General features: G+C 72.2%; 15 protein-coding genes. 9 read left to right on the top strand and 6 right to left on the bottom strand.

The genetic code is table 11. The features are described from left to right. Positions 1–16 precede the first annotated feature (16 nt). The 3 genes from BLW76_RS03505 to BLW76_RS03495 are packed head-to-tail and all read left to right on the top strand — an operon-like array spanning position 17 to position 3,228. Positions 17–1,849, top strand: coding sequence for a glycoside hydrolase family 9 protein (locus BLW76_RS03505; RefSeq protein ID WP_091304404.1), 1,833 nt, complete (start codon positions 17–19; stop codon positions 1,847–1,849). A 9-nt stretch (positions 1,850–1,858) separates the two neighbouring features. Beyond that, the gene (locus BLW76_RS03500) at positions 1,859–2,644 is read left to right on the top strand and encodes an LOG family protein (protein ID WP_091304403.1); all 786 of its coding nucleotides are present in this window, start codon (positions 1,859–1,861) and stop codon (positions 2,642–2,644) included. Then, positions 2,644–3,228, top strand: a complete 585-nt coding sequence (locus tag BLW76_RS03495) for an LOG family protein (protein WP_091304402.1) — start codon at positions 2,644–2,646, stop codon at positions 3,226–3,228. Before BLW76_RS03500 ends, BLW76_RS03495 begins: the two co-directional genes overlap by 1 nt. Here the strand turns inward: BLW76_RS03495 and BLW76_RS03490 are convergent. After that, positions 3,225–3,899 carry a lysophospholipid acyltransferase family protein gene (locus BLW76_RS03490; RefSeq protein WP_091304401.1) on the bottom strand — a complete coding sequence of 225 codons (675 nt, stop codon included), beginning with the start codon at positions 3,897–3,899 and terminating at the stop codon, positions 3,225–3,227. The two genes, BLW76_RS03495 and BLW76_RS03490, sit on opposite strands and share 4 nt — an antisense overlap. A gap of 51 nt (positions 3,900–3,950) precedes the next feature. On the opposite strand from BLW76_RS03490, the gene BLW76_RS03485 reads away from it, so the two are divergent. Continuing rightward, positions 3,951–4,853, top strand: a complete 903-nt coding sequence (locus BLW76_RS03485) for a glucosyl-3-phosphoglycerate synthase (RefSeq protein ID WP_091304400.1) — start codon at positions 3,951–3,953, stop codon at positions 4,851–4,853. Here BLW76_RS03485 and cydC read toward each other — a convergent pair. Genes cydC through BLW76_RS03465 form a run of 4 tightly spaced genes read right to left on the bottom strand, consistent with a single transcriptional unit; the run spans position 4,789 to position 10,123 of the window. After that, positions 4,789–6,372 (bottom strand): thiol reductant ABC exporter subunit CydC, encoded by a 1,584-nt coding sequence (cydC, locus tag BLW76_RS03480; RefSeq protein WP_091304399.1) that lies wholly within the window; start codon positions 6,370–6,372, stop codon positions 4,789–4,791. The two genes, BLW76_RS03485 and cydC, sit on opposite strands and share 65 nt — an antisense overlap. Before the next feature lie 55 nt (positions 6,373–6,427). Then, complete coding sequence (cydD, locus tag BLW76_RS03475) at positions 6,428–7,981, bottom strand: thiol reductant ABC exporter subunit CydD (protein ID WP_167384451.1); 1,554 nt, start codon at positions 7,979–7,981, stop codon at positions 6,428–6,430. A 9-nt stretch (positions 7,982–7,990) separates the two neighbouring features. Beyond that, a complete protein-coding gene (locus BLW76_RS03470; RefSeq protein ID WP_091304398.1) occupies positions 7,991–8,953 on the bottom strand; it encodes a cytochrome d ubiquinol oxidase subunit II in 963 nt (320 codons plus the stop codon). A gap of 3 nt (positions 8,954–8,956) precedes the next feature. Next, positions 8,957–10,123, bottom strand: a complete 1,167-nt coding sequence (locus tag BLW76_RS03465) for a cytochrome ubiquinol oxidase subunit I (protein WP_091304397.1) — start codon at positions 10,121–10,123, stop codon at positions 8,957–8,959. 60 nt (positions 10,124–10,183) lie between these two features. Here BLW76_RS03465 and BLW76_RS03460 point away from each other — a divergent pair, with 60 nt between their 5' ends. From BLW76_RS03460 to BLW76_RS03440, 5 genes are read left to right on the top strand one after another with little or no spacing between them, the layout of a single operon-like run. After that, positions 10,184–10,501 carry a helix-turn-helix transcriptional regulator gene (locus BLW76_RS03460; RefSeq protein ID WP_091304396.1) on the top strand — a complete coding sequence of 106 codons (318 nt, stop codon included), beginning with the start codon at positions 10,184–10,186 and terminating at the stop codon, positions 10,499–10,501. Beyond that, positions 10,498–11,166, top strand: a complete 669-nt coding sequence (locus BLW76_RS03455) for a permease prefix domain 1-containing protein (RefSeq protein ID WP_091304395.1) — start codon at positions 10,498–10,500, stop codon at positions 11,164–11,166. Before BLW76_RS03460 ends, BLW76_RS03455 begins: the two co-directional genes overlap by 4 nt. Continuing rightward, positions 11,163–11,486 (top strand): DivIVA domain-containing protein, encoded by a 324-nt coding sequence (locus tag BLW76_RS03450; protein ID WP_091304394.1) that lies wholly within the window; start codon positions 11,163–11,165, stop codon positions 11,484–11,486. The genes BLW76_RS03455 and BLW76_RS03450 overlap by 4 nt, the downstream gene beginning before the upstream one ends. Beyond that, the gene (locus BLW76_RS03445; protein WP_091304393.1) at positions 11,483–11,941 is read left to right on the top strand and encodes an SRPBCC family protein; all 459 of its coding nucleotides are present in this window, start codon (positions 11,483–11,485) and stop codon (positions 11,939–11,941) included. The genes BLW76_RS03450 and BLW76_RS03445 overlap by 4 nt, the downstream gene beginning before the upstream one ends. Beyond that, on the top strand, positions 11,934–12,497 hold the full coding sequence (locus BLW76_RS03440; RefSeq protein WP_091304392.1) for a DNA-3-methyladenine glycosylase I: 564 nt from the start codon (positions 11,934–11,936) through the stop codon (positions 12,495–12,497). The genes BLW76_RS03445 and BLW76_RS03440 overlap by 8 nt, the downstream gene beginning before the upstream one ends. 20 nt (positions 12,498–12,517) lie before the next feature. Here BLW76_RS03440 and BLW76_RS03435 read toward each other — a convergent pair whose 3' ends face one another. Beyond that, on the bottom strand, positions 12,518–13,312 hold the full coding sequence (locus BLW76_RS03435; RefSeq protein WP_091304391.1) for an enoyl-CoA hydratase-related protein: 795 nt from the start codon (positions 13,310–13,312) through the stop codon (positions 12,518–12,520). Positions 13,313–13,407: the final 95 nt, after the last annotated feature.

Below are 13,407 nucleotides of genomic sequence, written 5' to 3'. Positions count from 1 at the left end.
AAAGTGGAGGCCGATCATGCGCCTGCTTCCCGTCGTGACGGCGGCCGCGCTCGCCGTCCCGCTCGCCGCGTCCCCCGCCGAAGCCGCGACGCCGGCCGAAGTGCGCGTCGACCAGGTCGGCTACGCGCTGGGCGAGGCGAAGCACGCGTACCTGCTCGGCGGCGCGCCCGGGAAGTTCGCCGTCGTCGACGAACGCGGCCGCACGGTCCGCGAAGGCCGCACGAGCGCGAGCCTCGGGGCCTGGAACGCGCGCTACCCGGCGGTGTTCGACCTCGACCTGTCCACTTTGGAGAGACCGGGCACCTACCGGATCAAGGCGGCAGGCGCGACGTCGCCGCCGTTCCGGATCGACACCGCGCGCCGGCTGTTCCGCCCGCTCGTGCGCGCGACCACCGAGTTCTTCCAGGCCCAGCGCGACGGCCACGACGTCATCCCCGGCCGCCTCGACCGCAGGCCGTCGCACCTGGCCGACCGGACGGCGACCGTCTACGCCGAGCCCAAGTTCGCCGGCGAAGGCGGCGACGAGATCGTCGAACCCCTGAAGCCGCAGGGCGGCCCGGTCGACGTCGAAGGCGGCTGGGTCGACGCCGGCGACTTCGTCAAGTTCACCTCCAACACCGCGTACTCGCTGGCCGAACTGGGTTTCGTGCTGCGCGAGGACCCCGATCCGGTGCTGGCCGAGGAGGTCCGCTTCGGCCTCGACTGGCTCGACAAGGTCTGGGACGGCAAAACCAGGACGCTCTACGCCCAGGTCGGCATCGGCACCGGCAGCGAGGAGTTCGGCTTCCTCGGCGACCACGACGTCTGGCGCAACCCGCAGGACGACGACGCCCTCGACGTCAAGCCCGGCGACCCGGCCTACTTCGTCAAGTACCGGCCGGTGTTCCCCGCGGCTCCGGCGGGTGCGCCGTTGTCGCCGAACCTCGCCGGCCGGGTCGCGGCCGCGTTCGCGCTCGGCGCGCAGGTGCAGGCCCACCGCGACCCGCGGCTGGCCCGGCACTACCTCGCCGAGGCGGCGGCCGTCTTCGCGCAGGCCAAGACGACCGGCGTCGGCGAGCTCGTCACCGCGTTCCCGCACGCCTACTACCCGGAATCGTCGTGGGCGGACGACCTGGAGCTGGGCGCGACGCAACTCGCCCTCGCTGCGAGAGCGCTGAAGGACCCACGCGCGAACGGGTGGGCCCGCGACGCGGCGAAGTGGGCGAAGGCCTACATCGGCGGCGGCGACACGAGCACGTTGAACCTCTACGACACGAGCGCGCTCGCCCACGCCGACCTGGCCGGCCTGCTGCGCACCGGCGTCCCGGGCGCGGAGCTCGGCGTTCGCGACCTGGCCGCGGACCTGCGGCGGCAACTGGACGAAGGTGTCGCGTCGGCGAAGACGAGTCCATTCCGGACGGCCGTGGCCGTCACCGACTTCGACGCGGCCAGCAAGAGCTTCGGCTTCGCCGCGACCGCGCGGCTGTACCAGCGCGTCACCGGGGACACGCGGTACGCCGCCTTCGGCGCGCAGCAACGGAACTTCACCCTCGGGGCCAACGCCTGGGGCGTGTCGCTCGTGGTCGGCGTCGGCACGACGTCCCCGCAGTGCCCGCACCACCAGGCCGCGAACCTCGCCGGCCCTTCGAAAGTGCTGTACGGCGCGGTCGTCAACGGCCCCAACGGCGCGGACAACTTCGCCGATCTGCCGTTCCCGGCGGGTGCGAAGGAATGCACCCGTCCGTATGAATCCTTCGACGGGCAGGGAAGCCGCTACGCCGACGACCTGAGTTCATGGCCCAGTAACGAGCCCGCCATCGACTTCACGTCTACAGCGTTGCTGGCATTCTCGCTGGCGGCGAGGCCGTAGCATGGCGTAGTGAGCGAACAGTCTGAATGGCCGGACGGCCAGTACCCCGAACGCCCGGTGGAGCGGCACAAGGGCCCGGTCGTGCTGCGCCGCGACCGCCGCGACCAGGGCAGCACCACCGACCAGCGGCTCCTGGACTCGCGCGGCCCGAGCGACTGGGTGCACACCGACCCGTGGCGCGTGCTGCGGATCCAGGCCGAGTTCGTCGAAGGGTTCGGCGCGCTGGCCGAGGTCCCGCGCGCGGTCACGGTGTTCGGCTCGGCCCGCACCAAGCGCGACAACCCGGAGTACGAGCTGGGCCGCAAGATCGGCGGGGCGCTGGCCAACGCCGGGTTCGCGGTGATGACGGGCGGCGGACCGGGCGCGATGGAGGCGGTCAACCGCGGCGCGGCCGAGGCCGGCGGCTTCTCCGTCGGGCTCGGCATCGAGCTGCCGTTCGAGCAGGGCCTGAACCCGTGGGTCGACCTCGGCGTCAACTTCCGCTACTTCTTCGCCCGCAAGACGATGTTCATCAAGTATTCGCAGGCCTTCATCTGCCTGCCCGGCGGGTTCGGCACGCTCGACGAGCTGTTCGAGGCGCTGACCCTGGTGCAGACGAAGAAGGTCACGAAGTTCCCGGTGGTGCTGTTCGGCAGCGACTACTGGGGCGGGCTCTACGACTGGATCAAGAACTCGGTGATGGCCGAGGGCAAGATCAGCCCGCACGACCTCGACCTGCTGCACGTCACCGACGACATCGACGACGCCGTCCGCGTGGTGCAGGAGTCCTACCAGGCGTGGGAGGACACGCACTGATGCGGCGCATCTGTGTCTTCTGCGGCTCGGCGATGGGCTTCTCGCCGCGGTACGCGGAGCAGGCGGCCGCGCTCGGCAAGCTGCTGGCCCAGCGCGGCATCGGCCTGGTCTACGGCGGCGCGAGCGTCGGCACGATGGGCGTGGTGGCCGACGCGGCCCTCGCGGCGGGCGGCGAGGTGATCGGCGTGATCCCGGAGGCGCTCTCGTCGGTCGAGATCGCCCACGCCGGGCTGACCGAGCTGCACGTCGTCGCGGACATGCACGAGCGCAAGGCCAAGATGGCGGCCCTGTCCGACGGTTTCGTGGCGCTCCCGGGCGGCGCGGGCACCCTGGAGGAGCTGTTCGAGGTCTGGACGTGGGCCCAGCTCGGCCTGCACGGCAAGCCGATCGGCCTGGTCGACGTCGACGGGTACTACGAGCCGCTGATGACGTTCGCCGACCACATGGTCGCCGAGGGCTTCCTCAAGGACGGCTACCGGCAGCTCCTGCTCACCGACCCCGACCCGGCCGCGTTGCTGGACAAGTTCGAGACGTACGAGCCGCCGGCGCCGCCGAAGTGGGCGAAGGAGCCACCGGGTATCTAGGCGACACCCTCGCTCGGCCGCTTGTGGTAGGTGTCCACGTACTCCTGGCCGGAGATCTCCAGGATGGCGTACATCACCTCGTCGGTGACCGACCGGCGGATGGCCGGGGCGTTGTCCTGGCCCTCGTACCGCGAAAAGTCGAGGGGCTTGCCGAACGTGATGGCGATCTTCGCCGGCCGCGGGATCTTCGCGCCCTTCGGCTGGAGGTTTTCGGTGCCGGTCAGCGCGACCGGCACCACCTTCGCCCCCGTGGCCAGTGCGAGGGCCGCGACGCCGGTGTGGCCGCGGTGCAGCCGGCCGTCCAGGGAGCGGGTGCCCTCCGGGTAGATCGCGAAGACGCCGCCCGCGTCGAGCACCTTGCGGGCCGCCTCCAGGGCGGCGAGCCCGGCCTGGGCGTTGCCGCGCTCGACCGGGACGTAGCCGAGGCCGCCGAGGAAGCCGGCCAGTGCCTTGCCCTTGAGGCCCTTGCCGACGAAGTACTCCGCCTTGCCGAGGAACTTGACCTGCCGCGGGGTCGCGAACGTGATCACGCCGGTGTCGAGGGCGGCGCGGTGGTTGGCCGCCAGCAACACCGGGCCGGTGGGCGGCACGTTCTCCACGCCGTGCACTTCGGGCCGGTACACCGCCCTGACCAGCGGTCCCAGCACGAACCGGACAAGCAGCGCGATCAAGTGGTCCTCCTCCTCGGGTGCGGTGCCACCAGCATGGCACGATCGTTACTCGTGAGTTGGTTCGAGCGGCGTACGTGGCAGGAGCCCGGTTGGACCCCCGCGGACATCGTGGCCGCGAAGGGTGACCGGACGGTTTCGGTCGTGCTACCGGCCCTCGACGAGGAGCGGACCGTGGGCGACGTCGTCGCGTCGGTGCGGCCGCTGCTCGGCACGGTCGTCGACGAGCTGGTCGTCATGGACTCGGGTTCCACCGACGCGACCGCCGCAACAGCCGAGGCCGCCGGCGCGCGGGTCGTCCGCCGCGAGGACGTCGTGGCGGACCTGCCGCCGGTGCCCGGCAAGGGCGAGGTGCTGTGGCGCTCGCTGGCCGCGACCAGCGGCGACTTCGTCGTCTTCCTCGACTCCGACCTGGTCGACCCGGACCCGGCGTTCGTGCCGTCGCTGCTCGGCCCGCTGGTCACCGAAAGCGGCGTCCACCTGGTCAAGGGCTTCTACCGCCGCCCGCTGCGGCTGGAGAGCAGCGGCGGCGGGCGCGTCACCGAGCTGCTGGCGCGGCCGGTGCTCTCGGCGCTGCGCCCGGCGCTCGGCGGCCTGGTCCAGCCCCTCGGCGGCGAGTACGCGGGCACGCGCGAGTTCCTCGAGTCGGTGCCGTTCGCGGCGGGGTACGGCGTCGAGATCGGGCTGCTGCTCGACGCCGAGGCGCGGTACGGGCTCGCCGGGCTGGCGCAGGTCAACCTGGGCGTCCGCAAGCACCGCAACCGGTCGCTGAGCCAGCTCGGCGTGATGGCCCGCCAGATCCTCGGCACGGCGCTGGACCGCTGCGGTGTTCCGGCCGCCGACGCGCCGTTCACGCAGTTCGTGCCGGTGGACGAGGAGTGGGTGCCGGACGTCACGAACGTCCGGGTCGCCGATCGGCCGCCGATGCGGGAAGTGCTCGCCCGTCCTCGAGGGTGAGCACTTCGTCGAAGCCCACGAGGTGCTCGGGGCGGTGGGTGACGAGGACCACGCTGCCTCGCGCTCGGGCTAGGACCCGCTTCAGGACGGCGTCGCCGTGGGCCGGGTCCAGACCTTCGACGGGCTCGTCGAGCACCAGGACCTCGGGCGCGGCCAGGACCGCCCTGGCGAGGACGAGCCGCTGCCGCTGACCGCCGGAGAGCGACTCGCCGTCCGGGCCGGTGTCGCGGTCGAGGTCCAGGTCGAACCCGGCGGTTTCGCAGGCTTCGCGCAGCTCTTCGTCGGTCGCGTCCGGCTTGGCGAGCAGCAGGTTCTCGCGGACGGTCGTGTGGAAGACGTGGGCGTCGGCTTCGGCGCCCGAGATGAGCTTCGGCAGGTCCCGGTACTCGCCGAGGGGGTGGCCGTCGAGGGTGACCCGGCCCGAGGTGGGGGACTGGCTGCCGAGCAGGAGCCGGAGGAGGGTCGTCTTCCCGGCGCCGCTGGGGCCGAGGATCCCGACCCGCCTGCCGGGCGGGAGGTCGAGGTCGATGCCCTGCAGCGCGGGTGCCCGGCCGGGGTGGCGGACGCCGGCGTTCTCGAGCCGGAAGTGCCCGGTAGACGCGACGCGGGTGCCTTCCGGCGAGGCCGGTTCGGTGAGCACGGCCCGCACCCGGGCGACGGACGCGCGGATTTCGGGCACGCGCCGCGCGGCGCCGATCAGCGGGAGAACGACCTCGAAGGCGGTCACGGCGGCGAGGGTGAGCGCGGCGGTCCAGGGCACGGAGGCGTGGGCGAGCAGTCCGACGGCGACGGCGGTGCCCAGCTGGACGAGCACCCCGGCGGCGCCGAGCAGGGCGGTCGTGGCCGAGGCCGCCCGCTCGCTCCGCGCGAGGTCGCCGACGACCTCGGCCGCCCGCGCGCGGTGTTCGCCGTGGGCACCCGCGGCGACGAGCTCCCGGCGGCCGGTGACGAGTTCGACGGCTCGCTCGGCGAGTTCGGCCCGTTTCGGGGCGTTCTCCCGCGCGGCCGCGGCGGTGCCGCGGATGACCAGCCACGGCAGGAACCCGCCCGCCACGAGCAGCCCGCCGGCCAGCACCGCGGCGGCGGGCACCGAGGTCGCGGCGGTGACGGCGACGGCGGTGGTGCCCACGAGCGCGGCGACCCCGGCGGGCAGCAGCCACCGCAGGACGGCGTCCTGCAGAGCGTCCACATCGGACACCAGCCGGGTGACGAGGTCGCCGCCGGAGTACCGGGTCCCGGGGATGAGGGCCTGGTAGACGCGCGTCCGCAGCGAGCCGAGCCACCGGAGGACGACGTCGTGCCCGGCAAGGCGCTCGGCGTACCGGAGACCACCGCGGAGGAGGGCGAGGGTCCGGACGGCCACGATGGCGACGGTGAGCGCCGCGAGCGGGGGCCGTTCGGCGGCCCGCAGGAGCAGCCAGGCGGCGGTGGCCATGAGCGCCAGCGCGGCGAGTTCGGCGGCCGCGCCGAGGAGCGCGGCGCGGAGGAGGCGGAAGAGGTCCTTCGTGGAGACGTTCACGCCGCCACCTCCGCACGGACCCGGCCGTCGCGGAGTTCGACCTTTGTGGATATGTTCACGCCGCCACCTCCGCACAGACCCGGCCGTCGCGGAGCTCGACCACCCGGTCGGCCAGCGCCACCATCGCCGGGCGGTGGGCCACCAGCACCGCCGTCCGGCCGGGCAGCAACCGCCGTGCCGCCGACAACACCGCCTCCTCCGTGCGCGAGTCCAGGCGTGCTGTCGGCTCGTCCAGCAGGACCAGCCCGGCCGACGTCCGGGCCAGCGCCCGGGCCAGGCCCACCCGCTGCCGCTGTCCCGCCGACAAGGGCGACCCCAGCTCGCCAACGGGTGTCTCGTAACCCGCCGGCAGCCCGGCCGCCACCGAGTCCAGCGCCGCCGCCCGGGCCGCCGCCGGGACGTCGGCCGGTGACCCCAGGGCGATGTTCGCGGCCAGCGACCCCCGGAACAGGGTCGGCCGCTGGGGGACCCACGCCACTTCGGCCAGCCAGTCCGGCGACGACAGCGAACGCAGGTCCACCCCGTCCACCAGCACCCGGCCCGCCGAAGGCGGCACGAACCCCAGGAGCACCGCCAGCAGCGTGCTCTTCCCCGAGCCGCTCGGCCCGACCAGCGCCAGCCGCGAACCGGACGGCACCGTCAAGTCCACATCGGACAGTGCTGGAACTCCGTCGTAAGCCACCGAAACCCGTTCGAAAACCACCGAAGGCGCGCCCCGGCGACGGCACTTTGCCCCGGAAGCCACCGAAACCACCGGCACGGAGAGGGCCTCCCGCAACGCCGTCAACCCCTCCGCCGCCGCGTGGAACTTCGCGCCCGCCGCCCGCAGGGGGAGGTACGCCTCGGGCGTCAGCAACAGGATCAGCAGCCCGGTCCGCGCGTCCAGCCCGCCCGACAGCAGCCGGAACCCGATCGGCACCGCGACCAGCGCCACCGACAACGTCGCGACCAGCTCCAGCACCAGCGCCGACAGGAACGCCACCCGCAGCGTCTTCATGGTCGCGTCGGCGTGCGCGTTCGCCATCGACCGGACCGTCGCCGCCTGTGCCGTCGCCCGGCCGAACACCTTCAGCGTCCCGAGCCCGCGGACGACGTCCAGGAAGTGCCCGCCCAGCTTCGTCAGCAGCTCCCACTGGGCCGACGCCTTCGCCTGCTTCCCGACCAGGATCGCGAACACCGGGATCAGCGGCAGCGTGACCACCACGACGACCGCCGACGTCAGATCCGTCGTGAAGAGCCGCGCGATCACCGCGACCGGGACCACGACCGACACGACCAGCGAGGGCAGGTAGCCGGTCAGGTAGCTGTCCGTGGCGTCGACACCGCGCGTGATCTGCGTCGCGACGACGCCCGCCCGGTCCGACGCGGACTCGAGCAGCCGAAGCCGCAGCGCGCCGCGAACCGACGCGGCGAACCGTCCACTGAGGACGGACTGACCCCACGACAGTGCCACGCGGGCACCGACGGCCACGACGAGGAACAGCGAAACCCCGCCGCCGGTGAGCAGCGTGGCGAGCCCTTCGGCCTGGAGGAGCACCGAAAAGGCGGTGAACACGCCGAGCAGGCTCAAGAACAGCAAGTACCGCCGGAGTCCGGGCAGTGCGGGCACGACGTCCCCCTAGAAGTGCAGCAGCGAGCGCTGGTCGACGGGACGGCGGTGCGCGCGCCAGGTCAGCCACTGCACCACCAGCAACACCACCACCGCGGGCGGCGCGAACCAGGCCAGCACCGCGAACGTCTCCGGTGCCGTCGCCGCGTCGTCGAGCGTCAACGCCGGGGAAGCCAGCACGGTGGGGAACCGCAGCGTCCCGGCGAGCAGCGCCGGACAGGCCGAAAGCGTCATCGACCCGACGAGCGCGAGCCGGTACCGCCGCGTCGCCAGCCCCAGGTAGACGCCGGCGAAAGCCGCGAAGGCCAGGACGACCGCTCCCACGCCGAGCGCGGAAACGCCGTCGAGCGCGAAGTACCCCCACACCGCGGCGATCACCAGGAAAGCCAGCACCGGCGCCGAGAACGCCCGGGCCAGCCGCACCGCGCGGCCCGTCAGCTCGACCGGCGCCCGCACGGCCAGGAAGGCCGCGCCCTGCAGGCAGAACAGCGCAACGAACCCGAGGCCCCACAGCACCGCATACGGGGTGAACAGGCCGGGCACGTCGCCGACGGGCGGCAACCCGACGACGAGGTTGCCGAGGAACAGGCCCCACGCCAGCGCCGTCACGAGCGCGCCGCCGACGATGCCCGCCGTCCACGCGCCGCGCCGGGCGTCCGGGCGGCGGCTGCGCAGCTGCATCGACGCCGTGAACGTCACCAGGCCGAGCAGGAGGACCACGACCAGGACGTACGCCCCGGCGAACACCTTGCCCTCCAGGTGCGGGAACGCCCCGAAGAGCAGGCCGACGGCGGCCACCAGCCACACCTCGTTGGCCAGGAAGAACGGCCCGAGCGCGCCGAGCGTCTGCCGCCGCTTCCGCTCGTCGGCCTCGAACGCGGGCAACAGCATGCCGACGCCGTAGTCGTAGCCCGCCAGCGCGAAGTACCCGCAGGTCAGCAGGCCCAGCACGCACCACCAGAAGGTCACCATCGGTCAGACTCCGCTCAGGACGGGCAGTTCGGCGGGCTGCTCGACGGGGTCCGGGCCGCGCTTGGCGACGCGCGCCATGAGCACCCAGTCGGCCACCGCGAGCGCGGCGAACAGCAGTGTGAAGGCGATGAAGGAGAACAGGATCTGGCCGGCCGGGACGTCGGCGATCGCGTCGGCGGTGCGCAGCTTCCCCCAGACCAGCCACGGCTGGCGGCCGATTTCGCGCACCAGCCAGCCCATGATCGCCGCGACGAACGGCAGCGGGATCGCCGCGACCATCAGGTAGTGCAGGAACCGCGCCTTGGTGATCCAGTTACGGACCAGCAGCAACGCGCCCAGCAGTGCGCACAGGAACATGGCGAACCCGAGCAGGATCATCAGGCCGAGCGGCAGGCCGACGCCGACGCCGGCCTTGTCCAGCTTGTCCGGCTGGTACTTCGCCAGCTCGCCGAACTGCGCGAAGCCCTGGTTGATCACGAAGATCGAGCCGGCCAGCGCCGCCACCACGCCGAGGCGCATCGACCGGCGGAAGAACTCGATCTCGGTGGTGCGCTTGAGGAAGTGCCAGGCGCTGACGCCGACGACGAAGAAGCCGCCGGTCACGATCGCCGCGCCCACGACGTGCGGCAGGGACGCGACCAGCGCGGGGTTCGAGAACAGCGCGCCGAAGTCGTCGAGGCGCAGCGTGCCGTTCTCGACGCGGCTGCCGACCGGGTTCTGCAGGAACGAGTTGGCCAGCATGATGAACAGCGCCGACGCGTAGGCGGTCAGCGTGACCAGCCAGAGCAGCGTCAGGTGCAGCCACTTGCTCATCCGCCCGAAGCCGAAGATCCACAGGCCGAGGAACGTCGACTCGAGGAAGAACGCGACCAGCGTCTCGATGGCCAGCGGTGCGCCGAAGACGTCGCCGGCGAAGGCGGACAGGCCGGTCCAGGTCAGCCCGAACTGGAACTCCATCACGATGCCGGTGGCGATCCCGAGCGCGTAGTTGATCACGTACAGGCGGCCCCAGAAGCGGGTCATCCGCAGGAGCTCGGGCTTGCCGCCGAGCGTCCAGCGCGTCTGCATCACGGCCACCAGCGTGACCAGCCCCAGTGTGAGCAGCACGAACAGGAAGTGGAACGAAGTCGTCGTCGCGAACTGGAGTCTCGCGATCGGAAGAGCGTTCATGTAGACAGGCTACACATAGTCTGCCTACATGTAGCGAGCCGACGTGTAGACTGCGTACCCATGAAGGCGGACACCCTGCGCGGACACCTCGACGCGTTGCTGCTGGCCGTGCTCGACGGCCGGAAACTCCACGGCTACGCGATCATCGAGGCGCTCCAGCTGCGCAGCGACGGCGCGCTCGACCTGCCCACCGGCACCGTGTACCCGGCCCTGCGCCGGCTGGAGCGGGCCGGCTGGCTGGCCAGCGAATGGGACGTCGTGTCCGGCCGCAAGCGCCGCACCTACCGCCTCACCCGCTCCGGCGAGCAGGCCCTGGCGGCGGAGCGCGCCGAGTGGCGGGAGTTCACCACGGTCATCGGGGGAGTGCTGGGGACATGATCGACGAATACCTGGGGGAGCTGGACCGCAGGCTGCACGGCTGCGGCCGCTTCAAAGCCGACCTGCTGGAGGAGGCCCGCGGCGGGCTGCACGACGCCGCCGACGCCTACCGCGCCGGCGGCTGGGACGACGCGGAAGCCGAACGCCGGGCCGTCGCCGACTTCGGGCCGGCCGCGGTCGTCGCCCGTGACTACCAGGCCGAGCTGGGCATGCTCAGCGGCGTCCGCACGCTGTGGAAACTGGTGCTGGGTGTCCCGGCCATGCAGATCGCGTGGGACTACGCGCGGATCCTCACCTTCGGCGAGTGGACGAAGCTGTCGACGCCGTCGCCCGAGTGGTACATGGTGATCACCCGCGTCTCCCACGGCGCGGTGTTCCTCGTGCCGGTGATCGGCCTGGTCGCGCTGCTCGGCATCCGCTGGCTGAGCCGCCGCATCGACGGCACCGGGCTCGCCCGGTTCTGCGGGGTCCTGATCGCGCTCGCGGTCGGCGTCAACATCGGCTCCATCGGGCTGCTCATCGCGGCGACCGGTGTCGTCGACGTCTCGAGACTGTTCCTCAGCGTCCCGTGTGCCCTGTTGATGTTCGCCTGGGTGGCGCTTTCGGTCCGGCTCGTCGTGCTCGCGAGACGGTCATGGGGTGGGTATGCCACGATCGTCGCGTGACGACCGCGCTGATCTACCTCGTAGTCATGCTGCTGGTGGCGGCCGTGGTGTTCCTGCTCGCCGCGGTGGTGTTCGGCCGGGGTGAGGAGCTCGCCCCGCTGCCGCCGGGCAGCTCGCCCACGCGGCTGCCCGCCGAGGACATCACCGGCGAGGACCTGGCCGAGGTCCGCTTCCAGATGGTGCTGCGTGGCTACAAGATGTCCGAAGTGGACTGGGTGATGCGCCGGCTGGGCGTCGAGCTCGACGACCTGCGGGCCCGCGTCGCCGAACTGGAGGAGCGCGAACGAGAGCGGGAGAGCTCGCCCGAGGCCTCCCCGTGACGGACCTGATCCTCTCGGTCGACGTCCGCGCCCCGGCGGGGACGACCTGGCTCGCGCTGACGGACTGGGCGCGCCAGGGCGAGTGGATGCTCGGCACCGAGGTCGAGGTGGTCGAGGGCAACGGCCGCAGCGTCGGTTCGCGGCTGTCGGCGTTCACCGGCGTGGCCGGCGTCGGCTTCACCGACACCATGGAGATCACCAGCTGGGAGCCGCCGGTCCGGTGCGGCGTCCGGCACCTCGGCAGCTTCGTCCAGGGCACCGGCGTGTTCCAGGTGGTGCCGAAGGGCCCGGCGCGCTCGACGTTCGTCTGGGCCGAGCACCTGCGGCTGCCGTTCGGCCCGCTGGGCAGGCTCGGCTGGCCGCTGGTGCGGCCGGTGTTCGCGCTGGGGGTGCGCCAGTCGCTGCGGCGGTTCGCGCGGTTCGCGGAGAACTATTCGGTGGGTGGGGATGAGTGAGCTGATCGGCGCCGACGGCGTCGCCCGCTGCAGCTGGGGTAATTCGACCCCGGACTACGCGGTGTACCACGACGAGGAGTGGGGGCGGCCGCTCCACGGGCAGGACGAGCTGTACGAGCGGCTGTGCCTCGAGTCGTTCCAGTCCGGGCTGTCGTGGATCACGATCCTGCGCAAGCGGGAGGGCTTCCGGAAGGCGTTCAAGCAGTTCAAGCCGGCGAAGGTGGCGAAGTTCGGCGAAGCCGACGTCGAGCGGCTGATGCAGGACGCGTCGATCGTGCGGAACCGGGCGAAGATCCTGGCCGCGATCAAGAACGCGCAGGCGATCGCCGCCCTGGACACCCCGCTGGACGAGCTGCTGTGGTCGTTCGCGCCCGCTTCGCACCGGCGCCCGCGCACCATGGCGGACGTCCCGGCCATCACGGACGAGTCCAAGGCGATGGCGAAGGAGCTCAAGAAGCGCGGCTTCGCCTTCCTCGGCCCGACAACGTGCTACGCGCTGATGCAGGCCACCGGCATGGTCGACGACCACGTCGCGGGCTGCTTCCGGGCTGCCTGAGCCCGGAAGCAGCCGCGGCGTCACTTGCCCTGGAAGTCCGGCTTGCGCTTGCTGACGAAGGCCTCGACGGCCTCGGTGTGGTCGGCCGTCGCGCCGAGCGCCGTCTGGGCGGCGTCCTCGGCGTCGAGCGCCTCGTCGAACGTCGACTGCGCGGCCAGGTTCAGCACGCTCTTGATCTTCGCGTAGGCGACGGTCGGGCCGGCCGCGAGCTTCGCCGCCACCTGCTGGGCGCGGGCGGCGAGTTCGGCGTCCGGCACGACCTCGCCGACCAGGCCGAGGCGCAGCGCCTCGGCCGCGTCGACGGTGCGGGCCAGCAGCATCAGCTCGGCGGCGCGGCCGTAGCCGACCAGCCGCTGCAGCGTCCAGGACGCCCCCGAGTCGGGGCCGAGCCCGACGTTGGCGAACGCCATCAGGAACGACGACGACTCGGCGGCGATCCGCAGGTCACTGGCGTACACGAAGGCGGCCCCGGCGCCGGCGGCGGTGCCGTTGACGGCCGCGATCACCGGCTTCGGCATGCCCACGATCGTCTTGACGATCGGGTTGTAGTGCTCCTTCACCGTGTGTAGCGGAGCGGGGTCACCCGCTTGCAGCAGCCCCACGTGCTCCTTCAGGTCCTGGCCGGCGCAGAACGCCTTGCCCGAACCGGTCAGCACGACCGCGCGGACGGCTTCGTCGTCCGCCGCCTCGCGCAGCGCCGCGAGCAGTGCTTCCTTCAGCTCGACGGTCAGCGAGTTGTACGCCTGCGGCCGGTTCAGGGTGAGGGTGCGCACCCCGTCGGCGTCGGCGGTCAACAGGACGTCGGATGTGGTCACGTCTTCTCCTTGCGCGGAAAACTTCGGTCGGCCGAGAGTCTTTCACCTCGCGCGGGCCGCATACCAGCACCGATACGGCGGCAAAAGATCGGTCC

Source organism: Amycolatopsis tolypomycina (assembly GCF_900105945.1).
GTDB classification, from domain to species: domain Bacteria; phylum Actinomycetota; class Actinomycetes; order Mycobacteriales; family Pseudonocardiaceae; genus Amycolatopsis; species Amycolatopsis tolypomycina.
The sequence above is the reverse complement of the archived record's forward strand: the minus strand, read 5'-3'. Positions and strand labels throughout refer to the sequence as shown.

Excerpts from the sequence above, each read along its gene's own strand:
- BLW76_RS03505 (WP_091304404.1), top strand. The coding sequence starts at position 17 with ATGCGCCTGCTTCCCGTCGTGACGGCGGCCGCGCTCGCCGTCCCGCTC.
- BLW76_RS03495 (WP_091304402.1), top strand. The coding sequence starts at position 2,644 with ATGCGGCGCATCTGTGTCTTCTGCGGCTCGGCGATGGGCTTCTCGCCG.
- BLW76_RS03470 (WP_091304398.1), bottom strand. The coding sequence starts at position 8,953 with ATGGTGACCTTCTGGTGGTGCGTGCTGGGCCTGCTGACCTGCGGGTAC.
- BLW76_RS03465 (WP_091304397.1), bottom strand. The coding sequence starts at position 10,123 with ATGAACGCTCTTCCGATCGCGAGACTCCAGTTCGCGACGACGACTTCG.
- BLW76_RS03460 (WP_091304396.1), top strand. The coding sequence starts at position 10,184 with ATGAAGGCGGACACCCTGCGCGGACACCTCGACGCGTTGCTGCTGGCC.
- BLW76_RS03455 (WP_091304395.1), top strand. The coding sequence starts at position 10,498 with ATGATCGACGAATACCTGGGGGAGCTGGACCGCAGGCTGCACGGCTGC.
- BLW76_RS03440 (WP_091304392.1), top strand. The coding sequence starts at position 11,934 with ATGAGTGAGCTGATCGGCGCCGACGGCGTCGCCCGCTGCAGCTGGGGT.